This window comes from Rhodohalobacter halophilus, from assembly GCF_001715195.1.
In the GTDB taxonomy this organism is placed as follows: domain Bacteria; phylum Bacteroidota; class Rhodothermia; order Balneolales; family Balneolaceae; genus Rhodohalobacter; species Rhodohalobacter halophilus.
In genome coordinates, this window is the sequence record NZ_MDWE01000042.1 from 18,667 (window position 1) to 38,858 (window position 20,192).

The 20,192-nt window shown below is 44.5% G+C and carries 17 protein-coding genes and 1 pseudogene; 9 read left to right on the forward strand and 9 right to left on the reverse strand.

The genetic code is table 11. From position 1 onward, the window contains the following. Nucleotides 1–44: 44 nt before the first annotated feature. Complete coding sequence (locus BG260_RS11215) at nucleotides 45–437, reverse strand: sll1863 family stress response protein (protein WP_141691587.1); 393 nt, start codon at nucleotides 435–437, stop codon at nucleotides 45–47. A 173-nt stretch (nucleotides 438–610) separates the two neighbouring features. Between BG260_RS11215 and BG260_RS11220 the strand changes: the two genes are divergently transcribed. Beyond that, entirely contained in the window at nucleotides 611–1,048 is a 438-nt protein-coding gene (locus BG260_RS11220) for an META domain-containing protein (RefSeq protein ID WP_083750278.1), read from the forward strand. A gap of 61 nt (nucleotides 1,049–1,109) precedes the next feature. On the opposite strand, the gene BG260_RS11225 is transcribed toward BG260_RS11220, so the two are convergent. After that, the gene (locus BG260_RS11225; protein WP_069132804.1) at nucleotides 1,110–2,666 is read right to left on the reverse strand and encodes an NAD(P)/FAD-dependent oxidoreductase; all 1,557 of its coding nucleotides are present in this window, start codon (nucleotides 2,664–2,666) and stop codon (nucleotides 1,110–1,112) included. A gap of 113 nt (nucleotides 2,667–2,779) precedes the next feature. Next, the gene (locus BG260_RS11230) at nucleotides 2,780–4,228 is read right to left on the reverse strand and encodes an N-acetylmuramoyl-L-alanine amidase (RefSeq protein WP_069132702.1); all 1,449 of its coding nucleotides are present in this window, start codon (nucleotides 4,226–4,228) and stop codon (nucleotides 2,780–2,782) included. A 104-nt stretch (nucleotides 4,229–4,332) separates the two neighbouring features. Between BG260_RS11230 and BG260_RS11235 the strand changes: the two genes are divergently transcribed. After that, on the forward strand, nucleotides 4,333–5,886 hold the full coding sequence (locus BG260_RS11235; protein WP_069132806.1) for a M20/M25/M40 family metallo-hydrolase: 1,554 nt from the start codon (nucleotides 4,333–4,335) through the stop codon (nucleotides 5,884–5,886). Between the two features lie 399 nt (nucleotides 5,887–6,285). Here BG260_RS11235 and BG260_RS11240 read toward each other — a convergent pair whose 3' ends face one another. Continuing rightward, the gene (locus BG260_RS11240) at nucleotides 6,286–7,248 is read right to left on the reverse strand and encodes a D-2-hydroxyacid dehydrogenase (RefSeq protein ID WP_176719484.1); all 963 of its coding nucleotides are present in this window, start codon (nucleotides 7,246–7,248) and stop codon (nucleotides 6,286–6,288) included. A 17-nt stretch (nucleotides 7,249–7,265) separates the two neighbouring features. Continuing rightward, nucleotides 7,266–8,501, reverse strand: coding sequence for a glycosyltransferase (locus BG260_RS11245; RefSeq protein WP_069132704.1), 1,236 nt, complete (start codon nucleotides 8,499–8,501; stop codon nucleotides 7,266–7,268). 128 nt (nucleotides 8,502–8,629) lie between these two features. On the opposite strand from BG260_RS11245, the gene BG260_RS11250 reads away from it, so the two are divergent. Further along, nucleotides 8,630–9,784: a ribonuclease D gene (locus BG260_RS11250; RefSeq protein WP_069132706.1), complete on the forward strand. Its 1,155-nt coding sequence runs from the start codon at nucleotides 8,630–8,632 to the stop codon at nucleotides 9,782–9,784. A gap of 4 nt (nucleotides 9,785–9,788) precedes the next feature. Here BG260_RS11250 and BG260_RS11255 read toward each other — a convergent pair whose 3' ends face one another. After that, nucleotides 9,789–10,805: a TIGR00341 family protein gene (locus BG260_RS11255; protein ID WP_069132708.1), complete on the reverse strand. Its 1,017-nt coding sequence runs from the start codon at nucleotides 10,803–10,805 to the stop codon at nucleotides 9,789–9,791. A gap of 220 nt (nucleotides 10,806–11,025) precedes the next feature. Next, nucleotides 11,026–11,232 (reverse strand): YgaP family membrane protein, encoded by a 207-nt coding sequence (locus tag BG260_RS11260; RefSeq protein ID WP_069132710.1) that lies wholly within the window; start codon nucleotides 11,230–11,232, stop codon nucleotides 11,026–11,028. Nucleotides 11,233–11,515: 283 nt separating this feature from the next. Here BG260_RS11260 and mtnA point away from each other — a divergent pair, with 283 nt between their 5' ends. Further along, entirely contained in the window at nucleotides 11,516–12,565 is a 1,050-nt protein-coding gene (mtnA, locus tag BG260_RS11265) for an S-methyl-5-thioribose-1-phosphate isomerase (RefSeq protein WP_069132712.1), read from the forward strand. 1 nt (nucleotide 12,566) lies between these two features. On the opposite strand, the gene BG260_RS11270 is transcribed toward mtnA, so the two are convergent. Together BG260_RS11270 and BG260_RS11275 are read right to left on the reverse strand one after the other, a co-directional pair. Further along, nucleotides 12,567–13,664 (reverse strand): NHL repeat-containing protein, encoded by a 1,098-nt coding sequence (locus tag BG260_RS11270; RefSeq protein WP_069132714.1) that lies wholly within the window; start codon nucleotides 13,662–13,664, stop codon nucleotides 12,567–12,569. 125 nt (nucleotides 13,665–13,789) lie between these two features. Further along, nucleotides 13,790–14,770, reverse strand: a pseudogene (locus BG260_RS11275) (PLP-dependent cysteine synthase family protein); the annotation flags it as partial. Between the two features lie 184 nt (nucleotides 14,771–14,954). On the opposite strand from BG260_RS11275, the gene BG260_RS11280 reads away from it, so the two are divergent. The 5 genes from BG260_RS11280 (at nucleotide 14,955) to BG260_RS11300 (ending at nucleotide 20,180) form a co-directional block, all read left to right on the forward strand. Next, complete coding sequence (locus BG260_RS11280; RefSeq protein ID WP_069132718.1) at nucleotides 14,955–15,230, forward strand: DUF4290 domain-containing protein; 276 nt, start codon at nucleotides 14,955–14,957, stop codon at nucleotides 15,228–15,230. 177 nt (nucleotides 15,231–15,407) lie between these two features. Then, complete coding sequence (locus tag BG260_RS11285; RefSeq protein WP_069132720.1) at nucleotides 15,408–16,862, forward strand: isochorismate synthase; 1,455 nt, start codon at nucleotides 15,408–15,410, stop codon at nucleotides 16,860–16,862. After that, on the forward strand, nucleotides 16,855–18,537 hold the full coding sequence (menD, locus tag BG260_RS11290; protein ID WP_069132722.1) for a 2-succinyl-5-enolpyruvyl-6-hydroxy-3-cyclohexene-1-carboxylic-acid synthase: 1,683 nt from the start codon (nucleotides 16,855–16,857) through the stop codon (nucleotides 18,535–18,537). Before BG260_RS11285 ends, menD begins: the two co-directional genes overlap by 8 nt. 1 nt (nucleotide 18,538) lies before the next feature. Then, complete coding sequence (locus BG260_RS11295) at nucleotides 18,539–19,348, forward strand: alpha/beta fold hydrolase (RefSeq protein ID WP_069132724.1); 810 nt, start codon at nucleotides 18,539–18,541, stop codon at nucleotides 19,346–19,348. Beyond that, on the forward strand, nucleotides 19,341–20,180 hold the full coding sequence (locus BG260_RS11300) for a 1,4-dihydroxy-2-naphthoyl-CoA synthase (RefSeq protein WP_069132726.1): 840 nt from the start codon (nucleotides 19,341–19,343) through the stop codon (nucleotides 20,178–20,180). The genes BG260_RS11295 and BG260_RS11300 overlap by 8 nt, the downstream gene beginning before the upstream one ends. The last annotated feature ends 12 nt before the right edge of the window (nucleotides 20,181–20,192 follow it).

The following is a 20,192-nucleotide window of genomic DNA, read 5'->3' on the forward strand; positions in this document are numbered from 1 at the left end:
AGAACCTCTCAGCTCTGCACCTTTATGGGGTCATCTAATAATTCTTACAGCATATCTCGAAGCCGTTCATTTAACTTCTCCATTTTATTGGAGACCGAATTTTGAATATCCTTAGCTTTATTTTTGATCGCTTCCCAGGAATCTTTTGATGCGTTTTCTACTTCATCAATTGCTTGTTCAAGTTCTGATCTATCATCTTTAAGCTCATCCAGTACCTTTTCAACTCCTTCGCCAAACTCCTCCCCGGCATCAGAAACCCGGTCACTTAAATCCTCAATTTGTTCGTTTAGATCACCCCGAAGGTTCTCAAGATCAGTTACAATCTCCTGACGCTCCTGTTCAAAGTTTTGAGTTTGATCTTCAGATGAATCAGCACACTGAATAAACGTTGCTAAAACAAAGAAACCTGACATTAAAAGTGACAAAGTTCGTAACATATTTACAATTCTTGGTTCGAATTTTCTATTCATTCAACTCCTTCTATCGTAAAGATTTAAAAATGTTTCAAAGCTTTTTTGAAGTCGCTATAATCCTTTACAAGAAGTCATTGAAACATTTTTACCTGAAGCTGCTTTATCCATAACAACATCACTTCACTTTATATTAAATTATGCGATCACTAAAACTTCTCTTCAACCTCACTTTTGCAATTCTGATATGGTTTGGTTGCAGCTCCGAAGATCAGATTAGAAATTCATCTCTCCAGGGAGTTGATTGGTCATTAATCGAGGTAAACGGTAAAGTCTATGAATTTGAAGAAGATGATAGTAATCGGCCTTTCATTCACTTTGACAATTCTGAGAAAAGGGTTTTTGGGTCTACAAGCTGTAATAGAATTGGCGGAATGTACAGTGTTGACAATGAGTCTAAGGAGCTCAGTTTTCATCAGCTTGCCTCTACCAAAATGGCCTGTCCGGATATGACCATTGAAAATGAATTTACAGCAATGCTTGATGAGGTAGAACAATATGAAATCAGTTCGAACAACTTGAAATTTTATAACTCTGCAGGAGAGTTAATTGCAATTTTTGAGATTGCAGAACAGTAAGGATCGAGTTAATTCTGAACTTTACAAATCCATCTGACTGCTATAAGCGGTCAGACGATTCTTATTCCTTATACTTAACACAGGCTACCGCACATTTCTCCCCATCCATCGCAGCAGAAATAATTCCACCGGCGTAACCGGCTCCCTCTCCGCAGGGATAGAGCCCCTTCACTCGAACATGCTGGAATGTTTTCCAGTCGCGCGGAATACGAACCGGTGAGGATGTCCGTGACTCGGGAGCATGAACCACAGCTTCATTTGTGAGATAACCTTTCATAGATCGATCAAACTGTTTGAAACCCCGGACCAGCGCATTGTGAATAAAATCCGGAAGTACATTACTCAACTCTACAGATTTTATTCCCGGAGCATAGGATGTATTTGGCAGATCGGCCGAGAGTTTTCCGTCCACAAAATCGACCAGTCGCTGTGCCGGTGCGGTCTGTGTTTTTCCTCCCATCTCCCACGCCCGCTGTTCTATCAATTTTTGGAACTCCATGGCAGCTAATGGACCATGCTTGGCAAACGGTTCAAAATCCTCCTCCCGAAGTTCTACTACAATTCCTGAATTTGCGGTGGCCCGCGCCCGTCTGGATGAAGACCAGCCGTTGGTTACGATCTCCCCCGGTTTGGTGGCACAAGGGGCAATCACTCCACCCGGACACATACAGAATGAGTACACGCCACGATCGTCCACCTGCTTGGCGATACTGTAGGGTGATGGCGGCAGATAGTCACTGCGCACATCACAGCTGTACTGAATGGAGTCGATCAGGGACTGCTGATGCTCCACCCTCACGCCAATTGCCAGCGGCTTGAGCTCAATCTCAACGCCTTTCCGATGAAGCAGCTCAAAAATATCTCGTGCAGAGTGGCCGGTTGCCAATATCACCTGATCAGCCTTAAATGTATCTCCCGACAGCGTCTTAACGCCTGTCATCTGGTCACCCTCGATAATGAAATCCGTCACTCGGGTATTGAAGTGAATTTCTCCTCCATGATTCAGAATACACTCCCGCATCTTTGCGATGATGGGTGGAAGTTTATTCGTGCCAATATGCGGATGAGCTTCCACCATGATATCCCTCACAGCACCAAAACCGACCAGAAGACGCAGAATCCGATCTACATCTCCCCGTTTTTTGGAACGGGTATATAGTTTTCCGTCCGAATACGTTCCGGCCCCACCCTCACCAAAACAGTAGTTGGAATCCTCATTTACAATATGCTTCACGTTGATTCCCTTCAAATCCTGAATGCGCTCTTTTACATCCTTGCCACGCTCCAGAATGATCGGCTTCATGCCCAGCTCAATGAGTTTCAGTGCCGCAAAGAGTCCGGCCGGACCCATCCCCACAATGATCACCTCCTCTTCATTGCCAACATGTGGATAGTCCGGCAGGGATATCGGCTCCTCTCGGTACTCCTCACCAACGTATACATTCACCTTCAAGTTGATAATCACGTCTTTCTGTCTGGCATCGATCGATCGCTTCAGGATCTCAATGTGGTTGATCTCATCCATGGGAATGTTCTTCTGCTGAGAGAGATATCTCTCCAATAAATCAGGCTTTGCGGCGGTCTCCGGATCGACCCGTAACTGGTACTCTTTAATCATTGAAATGGATTTTTGCGGTTTGAGCGTAGAAAATAGGAATAAATCTGTATCATCCCGATGATTGAATTTGAATTTACGTTCCCGTCTGACCGCGGTAAGCGGTCTGACGGGGATCATCGAATGTAAATCATCTGTTTCATCTCCCGGTAATTTCCGGCCTGTATTTCATAAAAATAGACTCCGCTGGCCAGGCCGGTTGGTGTCCAGTTCACTTCGTGTTCTCCCGCTTCGGTCATCTCATCATAAATTCGATCGACTCTCTCACCGTTAACGTTGTAAATATCGATACTTACCCTTAAATCTTCATCAAGTGATAAAGAGATTGTCGTTTCATTTGAAAATGGATTCGGATAGTTCTGATTCAGTTCAAACGGAAAATCCACTATTTCCTCCGGTGGTTCAGACTCGCCGGTTTCCACCTGAGATCGAATATCCGGCAGAAGCTGATATAGATTCTCTCCCGGACAAGCCGTGGCCGAAACATCCCTGTGCCCTGAAATGACCGGGAGGAGATTTCCGGCAAGATATCCGCTGCTTTGGGAATCAATCCCTTTTTGCGTGAAACGCCAGCCAATTGTCTTCACCAATGCATCCAGGGCGAGTACCTGCGGCTGCCCCGGAGTTGGCTGTGCGCCTGGCTCAAACTGTCCCAGCAATGCAATTCCAACGCTTCGGCTGTTGGCAGTTCCCGCATGTGCTCCCTGAACATCTGTCTCTTCCAGGTTGGGATTGTACCGTCCCTGGTAGATTGTCCCTTCGTGATCGATCAAAAAGTTATAGCCAATATCGAGCCAGCCGTTGTCATTTACATGCCAGTCCCAGATTTGCCGCACAACCTGCACCGGATTTGCCGGTTCATTAGCAGTGACAGTATGATGCACCAGTGAGTGAGAAATATCAATCGGTGTGGGCGAGTAACTTGGTTCAAGTTCCGATGGCGGCAGATCACCCCACCAGCCCGATCGATCTACAATCTCCGGCATATCATAGCTTTTCGAAGCCATTTTTGAATTCTGCACATTTTCAAAATCGTCTCCCTCAACCAACCTGGCATCAGCTCCCGTAACTTTAACTTCCTGTAGCGTAATAGAGGTCGGCATCTCAATTTGTACTTCAAACTGATCATGTGTCTCACCGGATTGCGTCACATAGAGCATTGCCCAATAGTAACCGCTTGGAGATTCTTGAGGAGAGAGATATCCGTACGATGAGGTCCAATCACCAAAATTTTCGCCCTGAGGAGTACTTCGAATTTGTAACCTAAACTCATTCAGGTTGATGGATTGATCTTCAATTTTCCACCCAACGGCCAGACCTGTAAATGGCTGTTCCGTTTCTCCACTCAGTTTGATGATGTTTCGATTCGAAGATTTAGATCTCAAATTATTACTGACCGTATGCTCAGTCCAGCTCCATACCGTTCTTGGCAGTTGATCCGGTTCAGATTGAACATTCTTTTCATCAGACTGGACAAAGATAGTTGTATCCTGTGCCCAGACCGACGGAATAGTAGTACAAAAGAGTATCAAGAAAATAAAGCCCTTTCTAAACTCAGAAGTCATAACTGCTAATTAAGATAAATTTTTACGAATGAGTGAAAGAAATTTTTCTACATTCATAGCCATAAATTGTTTCGAATAAGAACCTAAACAAACGCATGGGATATATGAAGAAAGCACTACAACTTTTTGCATTTCTGTTTCTGGTTTCATCCTCGTTGGCCATAGCACAGAGCCAGGAAGAGATTGTCAACCAAATTGTAACAGAAGCCAATGAAAATTCACAACTCGAAGAGCTGGCACATCACCTTCTGGACGTTATCGGACCAAGACTTGTAGGGACGCCTCAACAGCAAAAAGCACACGACTGGGCTGTAGAGCTGTTTGAAAGCTGGGGTATCGATGCCCGTAATGAACAGTATGGAACCTGGCGAGGATGGGAAAGAGGCGTTACTCATGTTGATATGATTGAGCCACGTGTTGTAACGCTTGAAGCGATGCAGCTGGCCTGGAGCCCGACAACACCCGAGGGCGGAATTGAAGCGGAAGTTGTCTCTTTACCCTGGGTAGACAGTGCCGGAGAATTTGAAGAGTGGCTTTCTAAAATCGAGGGGAAGTTTGTACTTGTTTCCATGCCACAAATCACCGGCAGACCGGACTATAACTGGGAAGAGTGGGCTACGGAAGAGTCGTTAGAAAAAATGCGTCAGGATCGTGAAGAACAGATGCGCGCATGGAGAGCTAATATTGAGAACACCGGATACAATCAGAGATCTCTGCCGGCTGCACTTGAAGACGCCGGAGCTGCGGGTCTGTTGATGTCGAACTGGAGTCGCGGCTTTGGTACCAATAAAGTTTTTGGCGCCGCTACGGATAATATCCCTCACATTGATGTACTTCTTGAGGATTACGGTATGCTCTGGAGATTGGCTGAAAACGGGTCGAATCCTGTGATTCGGGTAAATGCTCAATCAAAAGATATGGGAGAAGTTCCAACGTTCAATACAATTGCTGAAATTCGAGGAACAGAGAAGCCGGATGAGTATATCATCCTTTCGGCTCACTACGACTCCTGGGATGGCGGAACCGGAGCAACCGATAACGGTACCGGATCGATTACGATGATGGAAGTTGCCCGAATTCTGAAGAAAGTCTATCCAAATCCAAAACGTACGATTCTGGTTGGCCTCTGGGGAGGTGAAGAGCAAGGGTTGAACGGCTCAAGCGCTTTTGTTGAAGATAATCCGGAAATCGTTGACGGTTTGCAGGCTCTCTTCAATCAGGATAACGGAACCGGGCGTGTGGCAAATATCAGCGGACAGGGATTCCTGCACTCTTATGATTATTTGACACGCTGGCTCTCCGCAGTTCCTCGTGATATTACACAGCATATCGAAACCAACTTTCCCGGGCTGCCGAGCGGCGGCGGAAGCGATCACTCCTCTTTTGTAACAGTGGGTGCACCGGGTTTTATGACAAGCTCGTTAAGCTGGGACTATTACAGCTATACCTGGCACACCAACCGCGACACGTACGATAAAATCGTGTTTGATGATGTTCGAAATAACGTGGTTCTGATTGCTACACTGGCTTACATGGCAAGTGAAGATCCTGAAAAAACATCTCGCGAGCGTCGCGTGCTCCCGATCAACCCAAGAACAGGTGAGCAGATGACCTGGCCGAATCCAAGAACTCCGAACCGTCAGGGCGGACTGGATTAAATAATTAATACCCTCGTGGCACGTCTCCAAGCCGTGCCACGAATTTTACATCAACGTTTTATTATCACCCGGTCATTTAATTTATGGCCGGGCTTTTTTGTAGCGTACCTACGGCACGTAAATATGATGGAGGGATCCTATTCCCACTTCTACCCATGTTTTGTCCCTAACGGGACAATTCAATTATCGATTTTTTTAGTTAAAAAAACTGACTAAAATTTTTTCTGAAATCAAATAGTATGACCACTCACAACCCTCCGTCCCATAGGGACGAAACATGGGTAGAGATTTGCAACCCTAAAACAACAACAGTACCGTCAGGTACGGAACAAAAAGTTTTAAAACGCCTCTTCATCCCGTAGCACGATTTTTTAAAAAAATCCCCATCCCGTAATTTTTTTATTGCCTGGACGCTTTCAGGTGCCGCCTATCCAGAAACTCTTTGATATTCGCATAAACCCCATCAATCAACTCGGTTCGGGCTTCCACACTCGACCAAGTGATATGTGGTGTTAGGAGCAATCTCTCACTGTTTTTAACCCGGAGCAGCGGATTCTCTTTTTCCATAGGTTCATTTTCAAAAACATCCAGTGCTGCTCCCGCTATTAATCCCTCATCTATCGCTTTGGCCAGGTCTGCTTCATTCACAATACGTCCCCTTCCGGTATTGATCAAAATCGCCGAGCTCTTCATTTTTTTGATCTGCTCGTAGGCAATCAAATTGTCTGTATTCTCATTGAACGGGGCATGGATGGAAACCACATCCGATGTTTCCATCATTTCATCCAATTCCAGTCGCTTGTAAGGCTGATCTGTATTTTTTCCGGAGGTTGAATAGTAAACCACTTCAGCATCAAATGCCTCTGCGATTTGCGCCACCTTTTGTCCGATCGTCCCCAGACCGATAATTCCAAACAGTTTCCCCCTCAGTTCATGAAACGTGATGTCCGTATTCGTAAAGATCTCACTTTCGGTATAATCTCCACTCTTGATAAACACATCATAATAGTCCAAATCCTGCATCAGCCTGAATAACATTGCAAACGTAGATTGGGCAACACTATGAGTTGCATAACCAGCAACATTTTTTACAGCCACTCCGTATTTCTCAGCTGCATCCATGTCCACATTGTTCATGCCTGTTGCAGCAATGGCAATCATCTTTAATTGATCGGAATACTTTGATAGCATTTCGTCATTCAGAACAACTTTGTTTGTGATGACAATATCCGCATCCTTAATCCGCTCTTCGGTTTGATCCGGCCGCGTGGACGGGTAAAATGTAACTTCACCAAGCTTTTTCAATTGATCCAGGTTTGGCGGTGTTCCTACTGTTTTGGTATCTAAAAAGACGATTTTCATTATCAATCGGTTTTATTTCAATGTTTATTTTTCTCTTCAATCCACTTCGACATATACTTGGTCCCCTGCTGATAGTGGTGCATCAGCATAGAGCCGGTAAAATTCTTTTTTCTTTGATTCTGCAGATTTTCATGTAGATCAGCCACACGATTTAGAAAATTATCTGCGAACTTTGCTTTATCAAAATTCTGTTTCAGTAGCTTGAAGCCTGTCTGCTGAGACGTCTTCCACTTCTCCCTGTTTTCGTGAAGATCTACTGCACATTTTGCAAACTCAACCGCATCATCTGCAACAGCTCCCGGCCACTTTTTTGGCTCAGCAATTCCTTCGGCTCCGATGGTTGTGGTTACACTCGGCGTTCCGAATCGCATGGCATCAGCCAGTTTTCCTTTCAAACCGGCACCGAAGCGTAAGGGCGCCAATAGAACTCTTGCCTTACTGATTACCTCTTCGGCTGACTCAGCCCATCCATGGACCAAAAATCCCTCTTTCGGGTTGTGCAGCTGATGTACCTTCTGCGAGGGATAAGCACCGTAGATATTCAGTTTTGCACTCGGTAATTCTTTGCGGATTAGTGGCCAGATCTCCTCCTTTAGCCAAAGTACAGCATTCCAATTGGGTTCGTGCAGGAAATTTCCGATTGAAACAAAATCACTTCGTTCATCAAACGAAACCGCAGATTTGGACGGTACGTCATCCATCAAAAATGGCAGATAGTAAAGCAGGTTCTCTGGTATCTTGAATTGATTTTGCAGTAACTCAATCTCAAATTCGGAGATTATCAGAGAAAGATCACACCGGTAGATACTCGCTATTTCCCGCTTGGCGACTTCTTCATCCGGGAGCATCTCCGGGGTAAAATTTTGTCCGCTTTTCCATGCATGTTGCCGGGCCGATCGCAGACAGTGCAGATCTTCGGTATCCAAAATTCTCACCGCGTCCGGACACTCCTCTGCCACCCTCCATCCAAACTGCTCCTCCGTCATAAAACGGTCGAACATGACAACATCCGGCTGCAGATCTCTTATAAACTTGTTGAAGGAAGAGTTATTCATGCATATAGAACTCTTATGCACCCCTATGCTGTTCAAATCTATCGCAAATTCACTGTCTGATGCAGCACTGGCAAATGTTATTTTATAGCTATCTTGCTGAAAAATATCGATCAGCTCCATCATTCTGCTGCCGGCAGCAGATGAGTTTGGCTCCGGCCACACCTTACCGATAATCAACATTTTCTTTGATTTCTTCATGGCCAAAAACTATCCAATTCTTCCATCTTTAGCAGAAATTTTTGGCGGATCACCAACAATTACAAAGTCTATTTTTGATAAGTTCGAGTTCTTGATACCTTTCGCCTGACATTTCACAATAATAATTTATGAGTATACGCTATATCGACAAGGATGAAGAGCTCAGCTCTGTCGTCCGCCATCTCGAATCTACCGACCAAATCGCAATCGATCTTGAATTTGACAGAAACCGGTATCGCTACGGATTTAATCTCTGCCTGATTCAACTATTTGACGGTGAAGACTGTCACCTGATTGATCCGTTAAGCGACGAGATTCAAACTGAAATGCTCTTTCCCGTACTCGAAAATTCAGGAATTGAAAAAGTTGCCTTTGCTTTTCAGGAAGATCATCGGCTGCTCCATTATATCGGCTGCCGGCCCAAAAATATTTTTGACCTTCGAATTGCTTCTCAACTCCTAAATCATCCACCGGCATCGTTGACCAATATCGTTGAAGATGTGTTGGACGTTCACATGGGTAAATCGTCTCAGGATAGCAATTGGTTTAAACGTCCGCTTAAGCAGAATCAAATTCAATATGCGGCCAAAGATGTTTTACACCTATTTGATTTAAAAGAGAGTCTGCTCAACTCCATGAATGGCTCGGAAATAATGAAATGGATAAGGGAAGAGAATGGTGCCTGGGACCAAATACAATACGATGGATCAGACATTAACAACTACATTAAAGAGAAAGATAAGCGAGGACTTTCAGAAACTGAGTGGCACGTTTTTAAAGCTTTGATGACCTTTCGTGAAGAGATAGCCGAGAGTTCCAACCGCCCCTCTTACCAGATTTTCAGTAAAAAATTGATTTACAAAATAATTGAAGACCCAAGCAGTGTCCAAAACTGGACAGAACAGAAAGGTGTTTTCAGGCGAATTAAAAACCGGCACTATCAGAACAAAATTCAGAAGCTGATAAAACAGGTATTGAAAGAGGCAGAAAACCTTGGGCTCTCTCCCTCCGCACCGGCCAGAAAATCTCCCACATCAGAAGAGATGAACCAAATAAACCTCAGAAAGCAGAAAATTCAGCGGGCCAAAAATGAATTTTTCGGGCCTATAAAAGAGAAAATATCCGAGGATTATGGGAATGAAGTGAGTACCTACCTGTTTAGCAACCGTACCATATCAGAAATTGTTATGGGCAATAACGGCTCTCTCGAAAAGTATAAACGGGATTTACTTAACCGTTATGCTTCAGAGTTGAATCTGAATCCTGAACATTACCTGAGCTGATTTTTTACATAAACTGTGTATAGATAATCAGGGCCAGACCTGCCAAAAGAGTGAGCCAGATAATGATGGCATAGCGGCTGAGCTCTTCTCCTTCACGTCGTTCCCGAAAGCTTTTGGGTTTTATTCCCTGAAGAAGAAATGTAACAACCCCGGCAAGATTTACACAGATCACATAGGTGATAGTAAGAACTCCGGCCCCAAATGCGAGATCATACCTTCCGCTGCCTATTAGCAAACCGGTAGCAACCATTGGAGGTAGCAGCGCCACTGCAACCATTACACCGATTACCGCAGCAGAAATTCCTCTTGTGAAAGAGAGGCAGCCGGCAATACCCGCAGCAAGTCCAAGCGCGATATCGGCAAAGCTCACAACCGTACGAGATGAGATTTCATACACATCCGGATCAAACTGAATCAAAAATCCCATCAAAATAGAGAGCGCCATTCCGAGTGAGAATCCATACATAATCGATTTCATGGATCGAATCATCAGGGCTTTATCACCCAATGTTGTAGCAAGTGAAAGCCCGACATTCGGTCCTAAAATAGGTGCTATAACCATGGCTCCGATCACCATGGCGCCACTATCTCGAATCAAGCCGTTTGCGGCAACCACGCATGAGAGGGCAATCAATACAAAATAGACCCAGGAGCTGTCTACAACGGCTTTAACTTCCTCATAAAGTTCATCCCTGGAAATTCGTTTTACACGCTTCTCCTCCTGATCTTTCTCTTTCTGCTTCTGTTCTGCTGAATCTCCCTTCTCTTCTTTTGGCTCCTGTTTTGGAATGGTGGCAGAAACCGGCAACAGAATTACACGATAGTCATCCCTGTGTCCAATTTTTTTATCAATGTCTTCCAGGATCTTTTCGGTGAGCTCCACATCGGCCAAAATATGGATCGTTGTTCTGCCTGAGACGGAGTCGTCCACCCACTGCTCAATCACATCCTCCTGGGCGATAAACTCTTCATTGGCATCGTAATTCTCCGGGGTAATAATCTGTATCAGTCTGAGAGCCATGGCAGAATATGATCTATAATTTCAAGTAAATCAAGCACTCCTAATATTGTACGACCGGTCTACATTTTTAAAGAATATGGAGCTTTATTCTGAAGAAATTGAAACAAAAAAGAAGAGCCGGCTTTCAGTCAGAAAGCCGGCTCCTAACCTATCTCGACAGATATGATCGCAGACTTTTAAGCCTGCATCATTGTGTAAGCAATTGTCAATCAAACAATAATCAATTAGCTCTCTCAATATTGGGTTTGGTAGTCTCTAATTTTAATAACTGATAAATCGGGCAGAACGATGCTGTTCCCGAAAAAACGAGGATTAACCCCAAAAATCCCCAGAAATTATCAAAATAGAGTCCAGCCCCTACAATCAGGGCTCCGATTAAAACCCGTATAACCGAATCGATGTAACCTACATTTTTCTTTAAAATCATAATGTCAACCTCTCAAAGTTTAATTAACAGATTGACGAAATTTCAAACCTTTCGATTTTTGCTTCATCATCTCTTCTTGTTTCTGTTACTATGATAAGCAACTCAATGAAAACCCTACCACATGCAGATCCCGATCTGATGATGATATCTCCCATTATCGGACCATAGGGGAATTCCCTATACCTGCTATCTTCACTGAAGGGTTCGACCTATAAGGGATGATGCTGCCTTTTCATTATATTTGAATTGCACCTCCAATTAATAAAACAGTTCAACAATCATTATGGATTTTAAACCGCCATTTCAATCCATTGTCTGGAATGGAGATCATGTAACAATTATTGATCAGACATATCTGCCTGAACGGGAAGTCTATCTGAATTTATCATCGGCCGGACAGGTTTGGGATGCAATTAAAAAACTGAAAGTCAGGGGGGCACCGGCTATCGGCATTGCGGGTGCATATGGCCTCTACCTTGGATTAAAAACCGTCACAGAAACCTCATTCGAATCGTTTTACAGCGAGGCCGATCGAATAGCGGAGTACCTAAATTCTGCGCGTCCCACAGCCGTTAACTTATCGTGGGCGTTAAAACGCCTGATGGCAACGATCTATGCGGTGAAAGATCAGCCAATTACCGATATAAAACAGACCATACTCGAAACTGCCGTTACCATTCACAACGAAGACCGCAGACTTTGCAAATCAATCGGTGAAGTGGGGCTTGAAGTGATTCCGGACAATGCCAGAATTCTCACCCATTGCAATACCGGAGGGTTGGCAACCGGAGAGTACGGAACAGCCTTTTCGGTTATTTTGCACGCTCATCATGCAAAAAAACTGAAACAGGTTTGGGTTGATGAAACTCGTCCACTGCTTCAGGGATCGCGCCTTACAGCCTGGGAACTGCAGAAAGCTGACATTCCATTTAAGTTGAATGTGGATTCTGCAGCTGCTTATCTAATGCAGCAGGGTGAGATGGATTTGGTTATTTTGGGTGCAGATAGAATCACCAAAAACGGTGACACGGCAAACAAAATTGGAACCTACTCCCTCGCCGTACTGGCTGACGCTCACAATATTCCGTTTTATGTAGCTGCGCCCTACTCTACGATAGACATGGACCTGGAAACAGGCAAAGAGATTGAAATAGAACAGCGTGATGCCGAAGAGGTAACCCATTTTGGGAGTAAACGGACGGCTCCCAAAAAAACGGATGTATTTAACCCTGCTTTTGATGTAACGCCAAACGAATTAATCACGGCAATCATCACCGAAAAAGGAGTGATCAAACCTAACTTTAAAACCAACTTTGAGAAGCTCTTTGGCTAAACTACAACTGTTGAGTTGAATACCGTACCACTTTTTTGAAACCGTCATGATCCTGTTCAACAGCATAAACACTGCCATTTTTTACAGTTTGAATCATGCTCTCTCTTGGCCAGTTAAAAATAGCTTCCACAGGGCTCGTTTCATGAACAGGGTTTAAAATCCACCACTCAAATACATTTTCATTTTCGGGGATCATTGCCACCCAGATATTACCTGAATCATCCGTCAACATGGTGTAGATTGCCGGCCAGGTTTGCGGGTAAATTGCACTCTCACGAGTAAGTTGTAACTGACGGTTATGGCTGAACTGTTCGCTGACCAATCTTTCTGCATCCAACGTTGCACGGGCAAATGGGTATGTAATTTTTCTGATGATTTCTCCGCTCAAATCTCGCTCCACTATTTCAAACTCTGTAGTTCGGGCGGTAAAGAAAACACCGTTTACTGTCTCTGTTATTAACGACCTTTCCGGATAAGGTAGCTGAAATGCTGAAGGCCGACCGGCATGATCACCAATAAGAAAATGATCTTCTTTCAGCGAAAAAAGGTTCAGTTTCTGTATTTCCCCATCGTGGTTACCTCTTCGATAAAATCGTGACCTACCGTAAAATATAGCCGGATCTCTGTCGTCTCGATACTCAATTAAATAGTTTCCGTCCTGCATAAGCTGAATGGGTGCAGGGAAATATACCACCGAATCATCTTCAACTTGATACAATGCTGAATGGAACTCAGTACTCCCCAAAGTTTGATTATGCTCCAAATCAAACCTAGTAACTCTGCGAAGCTGATCATCGAAAACATGCAGTGTATCTCCATTTACACGGACATTTCTGATGCTCTCAAATTCTCCGGCCTGATTTCCATATCGGCCTAACGTATCAAGTAGCTCACCCTTCGGTGAGAACTGATAAACCGCTCTTACACGATGCCTTTCTGCAGAAATATACACCACACCATTTGGGGCCACATCAATTGAAGGAATGTGTTCGATGAACAGCGAGTCGTGATATTCACCCTCATATGTCAGGGTAAATGCACTCTTTTTGATGGTTTGAACATCTGCTGATTCCAAGGAGAGAATCGGCACGTCACTCATATTATCTGTTTCACTGTTGCATGCTAAAACAAGTATAAATAGACAAAACAGAACGACACATCTGTCAAATCTCAAACTCTTCCGAAGTTTTCTATAATTAGGCACAGCCCCTCATGGTGTTAAGAATCCAGAAAACCGTGCTCCTTCATCCACTCATCATTGTAGATTTTTGAGGTATATCGGGTGCCGCTGTCAGGTAAAATCACCACCATCAGATCGTTCTCACCAAGGTTATTTTCTCGGGCATACTGTAATGCTCCGTGAACGGCCGCGCCGCACGAACCGCCAATAAAAAGCCCTTCCTCTTTGGCCAAGCGCCGCGTCATTTGAAATGCATCTTTATCACACACCTGAACGACTGCATCCAGAAGATTTATATCCACATTTTTGGGAATGATATCTTCACCGATTCCTTCTGTTAGATAGGGTTTTACTTCACTTTTATCAAACTCGCCGGTTTCAAAATATTTTTTATATACAGATCCCACACTATCCACACCAACCACTTTCACATCGGGATTCTGCTCTTTCAGATATTTTGCAGTACCGGTAATGGTTCCCCCGGTTCCCATCCCTGCCACGTAGTGGGTTATTTTTCCTTCGGTCTGCTCCCATATCTCCGGACCGGTGGTTTCATAGTGAGCCTGTTTATTACTCAGATTGTCATACTGATTTGGGTAGTATGAATTTGGTATCTCTTCGCTTAACCGTTTAGCTACCGAATAGTAGCTGCGTGGATCGTCCGGCTCTACATTGGTTGGGCATACTCTAACTTCGGCACCCAACGCCCGCAGAAGATCAATTTTCTCCTGGCTCTGCTTATCGGTAGTGGTAAAAATACATTTATATCCGCGTACTGCAGCAACTAAAGCCAATCCCATTCCGGTATTCCCTGAGGTTCCCTCAATAATGGTTCCGCCGGGCTTGATCAATCCTTTCTCCTCAGCATCATCAATCATCTTCAGGGCAATCCGATCTTTGATACTCTGACCCGGGTTCAGATATTCAACTTTTGCCGCAACCGTAAGTTTAAGGCCATCGGTTACTTTATTTAGCCGAACCAGCGGCGTGTTTCCAATCGTATCAATTATTGAGTTGTGAATCATAATACATTCTCTTTGAGCGATAAACTTTTGCGCTGAATATAGGGATTTTTAAACGCGATTTTCTAATCAAACCTTTTCAAAACAGCTGTTGACGAAAGAGGTTTTATCTCTTTTTCTTTAGTAATGGAAAAATTGTAGATTTGAGCATCATAAAAGAACAAATTGATTCCTTTCTAAATTGACTATGTTTCTCGAACAAGATAAACCGAAAGACTACGACTGCGGCTACAATCTGGATTTGATGATTGCCGCCATCCCAAGAATTGACGACCATCAGGAGCGGGTACGCTACGCAAAACGTGTTGTTGGACTGATTAAGCAGAGCCATCCAAACTGGGTTGATAACAACGGTCAGAGTCGCCTGGCATGGGAGTACTACTTTGAACTGGCAGATTACAATCCGAGAGATTATGGAATTCAGAACCCGTTTGAAACCGGCCAGAAAGACGACGCAGAGTAGCAGAACCTCAATCAGAGCTACAGACTTTACGCCTGATTGATCTCAGTAAATCTTTGATTATCACAGCTCTCTCACTCTTTTGTGTTCCAACAGGATAGCACTAACTTTTCTGTTTTGGAATGATAAACTTTCAATTTATATTGAAAGTATTGAAAGATGACGGACTGAAACATACACATGGATATAGATTTTTCAGATCACATTACTCCCACCGAGTTTATTGAAGCTCTTGACTCGCCTTCATTTACCGGGTTTTTGAAAGAGATAAAAGAATCCAAAAAGCCCATACTTTCAGTTACGCTGCCCATTGCAGCAATTGATCCATTAGCCGCTTTGGAGCTGAACAGTGAATACCGTCAGCAGTACTACTGGGACCATCCTGAAAACGACATTGCCATAGCAGCCGCGGGATGTATCAGAGAGTTAAAATCGACGGGAAAAGATCGGTTTGGTGAAATTTCTGCGCAGACACGCTCCATGAAAAATCAAATTGAAGCCTACACAGCCATTAAACACTCCATGGCCGGCCCACTCTTTTTAGGGGGCTACTCATTTTCCGATCACAATATTGGAAAAGTTTGGAAAAAATTTGGCGGGGCTCGTTTCGTCCTTCCCGAGTGGCTTATTGTAAAAAATGGCCAGCTACACCTGCTTACTCTTACTATAGATCGAAGAAATTGCTCTCCGGATGAAATTTATCAGGTTATCATCAGCCGTATCACAGATTTCCTAAACCTATCAGGCCGATTACAGGATAAACCACTCAAGGAACCTAAATCATCGTCCATTCTGTGTACACTTCAATCTCCGGAGGATAAACAGAAGTGGGTAAAAAAGGTTGATCGTGCCCGAAAGATGATCTCGGCAGAGAAGTTTGAAAAAATTGTACTGGCACGATCGGTGGATGTCGAATCCAAGCATAAGCCGGTGTTTACTCTATTGACTCATAAGCTTCGGCAAAAATATCCGGAGTGCTTCAATTTTATGATTCAGAAAGATGAAGAGACTGCATTTATAGGCGCTACTCCGGAACGGCTTGCATCGTTCAGAAATCAGGTCTTTATGACGGAAGGCCTGGCAGGAAGTACATCCAGAGGTAAAAGTGCCATAGAAGATGAAGTTCTTGCCAAAGATCTTCTTCAAAGCCGAAAAGACCGGGAAGAGCACCAGTTTGTAGTGAAAGCGATCCAGGAAAACCTGGAGCCTCTCAGTGAGAAAATTGAAAACCCGGAAATGCCTCAAATTAAAAAGCTGAAGAATGTTCAACACCTCTTCACACCTATTTCTGCATCCATCAAAAAGGGAGTGCAGATTCATGATCTGATTCGCGAACTTCACCCAACTCCGGCGGTTGGCGGATTTCCACGGGAGGAGGCCGTTTCATACATTCACGAAATTGAACAGATCGACAGAGGGTGGTACGCGGCACCGGTTGGCTGGTTTAACCTGAATGGATGCGGAGAATTTGCTGTTGCCATCCGAAGTGCACTGCTTCACCAAAACCGTGCAACACTCTATGCAGGATGTGGAATCGTAGCAGATTCCGACCCCGATAAAGAGTGGAATGAAACCCTTTTAAAGTTCCGGCCCATGATGGAATCCCTAACAGGTTCACACGACTACCATGAATAGTCACCTTCGATGGACAAGTGAATTTATCCACTCACTTTATCAGTCCGGAGTACGCCATGCAGTGATCTCTCCGGGATCTCGCTCCACTCCCCTCACCTTTGCTGCCGCCATACACGATGGGATTGAACAACAGATAGTGTTGGATGAACGCAGTGCCGCCTTTATTGCACTCGGCATTGGCAAGTCTACCGGTACCCCGGCAGTTCTGATCTGCACTTCTGGTACCGCTGCTGTGAACTATATGCCGGCCATCACAGAGGCGAAGGAATCGGGTGTACCATTGATCGTTTTAACTGCCGACCGCCCTCCGAACTTACGGGGCATCGGCAGCTCACAAACAGTAGATCAGATAAAACTTTATGGCAATCAGACAGTCTTTTTTCATGAAGCCGGTGAACCCCGTTTTGAGGTGCCGGATCTTAGAAGACTTCGGTATTTGGCAAAGCAGGCCGTGAGTCATGCAACTGAACAAGGCGGTGCAGTTCACATCAATTTCCCTTTTCGTAAACCGCTGGAACCGACAGTAGATGAAATTGAGACTGAAAAAACCCGCTTGGATAAACACCTCTCATCAAAAACTGATCTCCAATTTCAGAAGGCACAACGAACCGTTTATCCGGGAGATAGTTTAAAAACGTTACTGTCAGAGTCGGTTCGCCCGTTAATCATTGCAGGACCGGCAGATCCGGCATACCGATTGTCTCAACAGCTTTCTGAGGTTGCTCAGCTAACGAATGCTCCCGTCATTGCTGAACCGGGAAGTGGAGTTAACGCAGGCAACCAGCAAATTCATCGATATGAACAGTTTCTGAGGTCATCTGAAATTAGAAATGATCTAAAACCTGACATCATACTCCGCTTCAGCGATCAGCCTTACACTAAATCGGTGCTGACGGCTTTGGAGGAGTGGAATGAGATTCCAACTTTTCACTTTACAGCACGAAATTCAGACCAGGATCATACCCTGTCTGTGACTGATAAAATTATCCTCTCCCCGGTCGATCGGCTACATTTTGAGTCAACGGAACTCAACCCTGAAAAGAACTGGCTGAATCTATGGAAATCGTACGATCAGAAATCACAGAAAGAGTTAGAAAAGTCCATTAAAGCGGAAGGTAAACTAACCGATGGCCATCTTTTTCAAAAAATTGACCGGTCACTGCCGAAAGCATGGAATATCATGCTCTCCAACTCATTCATACCCAGAGATATGGCGATGTTTGGTTCATCCGGGGAATTTCAGTTTGTCAACCGAGGGGCTGCCGGTATAGATGGGATCATCTCCACAGCCATCGGCATTTCGGCTTCAACAGAAAAACCGACCTGCTGCATAACCGGTGATCTAGCATTTTTACACGATTCCAACGCCCTGTTAAGTATCAGGCAAGCTTCAGAGCCTTTTCTACTTGTTGTAGTGAACAACGGAGGCGGTAATATTTTTAACATGCTTCCGGTTTCTGACAACAGAGAGTATTTTGAAGAATGTTTTCTCACACCGCAAGCCGTTGATTTAGAACATCTGGCCAATGCGTATGGCATCCCCTATTCACTCATTGATTCTGTTCATCAACTGGACCGGTTCACACCAATTCGTGTGACAAAGCACAAAATTGTTGAGGTGCGAACTGACTCCAAAGCATCGATGAGAATGAGAAAAACTCTCTGGGGAGTTTGAGATGAAACTTTATGCTGAGGGAGTGGTTTACCACGCCGAAATACATCAAAATAATTCCAAGCTGCCTCATCTGATTTTATTTCACGGTTTCATGGGATCGGGTCGAGCGTTTAGCAATATTCTTTCCGAGCTTAAGGCTTTTTGTAATCCTGTTACGATCGATCTGATTGGTCATGGCAAAACGATAACACCCGATGATGTGAATCTTTTTTCCGCCGAACGTCAAACAGAACAGAGCAAGTCAATATTAGATCGTTTTCAGTTTAAAAATCTGTATGTGTACGGTTACAGTATGGGCGGACGGTTACTATTTCAGTTGCTGACCTCGATCCCCAGTTACTTTCGCGGTGCACTTATAGAAAGTTCACATTGCGGAATTGATGATGAATCAACTCGAAAAGAGCGAGTGGAGGTTGACCAAAAACGGGCTTTAGAAATTGAACGTGATTTCGAAACATTCCTGGATAGATGGATGGGTATGCCACTATTTCAATCCGAGGATCAAACCTCATCACTTCTGTATAGAAACATCATGGAAGATCAATCACCCCGGAATCTGGCCTACTCTCTGAAAGGATTCGGGGCCGGCGTGATGCCTCCGGTGTGTGAAAAGTTGCATCAACTGCGAGTACCTCTCTATCTTATGGCCGGTTCAAACGACCAGAAATACGTGGATCGGATGACTGAAATATCAAAACTGAGTAGCCACTTTGAACTAATTGTTGCCGAAAATGCCGGACACCGGGTTCACGCCGATCGTCCCGACTTACTCATAAAATCTCTAAAAAAACTTATATCAACTCATGTCTGACTGGAAAACTGTAAAAGAGTACGAAGATATTACGTATCGAAAACGAGACGGTGTGGCCCGAATCGCATTCAATCGGCCGGAAGTTCGCAATGCATTTCGCCCACAAACCCTTTTTGAACTGGAAGAGGCGCTGATTGATGCCCGGGAAGATACTTCGATCGGAGTCATTCTGCTATCGGGCGAAGGCCCTTCAAAAAAAGATGGCGGCTGGGCTTTCTGTTCAGGCGGAGATCAGAAAGTGCGTGGCAAGCGTGGCTATCAAGGTGGTGACGGTGTGCAAAGACTCAATGTCCTCGATATTCAGCGCATCATCCGATTCATGAGTAAAGTCGTTATTTGTGTGGTACCCGGCTGGGCTGTGGGCGGCGGACACAGTCTTCATGTGGTTTGTGATCTGACACTCGCCAGTAAAGAGCATGCCGTTTTTAAACAGACCGATGCCGATGTTGCCAGTTTTGACGGTGGATTTGGTTCGGCACTGCTTGCACGTCAGGTGGGTCAAAAACGCGCGCGCGAAATTTTCTTCCTTGGCCGTGACTACTCCGCTCAGGAAGCGTATGAAATGGGTATGGTAAACGAAGTTGTTCCGCATGAAAAACTAGAAGAGACCGCATTTGAATGGGCTCAGGAGATCTTAGGGAAAAGCCCGACTGCCATTCGTATGATTAAATTTGCCTTCAACCTGGTGGATGACGGTATGGTTGGCCAGCAGGTATTTTCGGGTGAAGCCACACGCCTGGCCTACATGACCGACGAGGCTGAAGAGGGACGAAATGCTTTTCTTGAAAAGCGAAAACCTAATTTTAAGAAATTCCCCTGGTTGAGTTTATAGCTTGGATTTTCT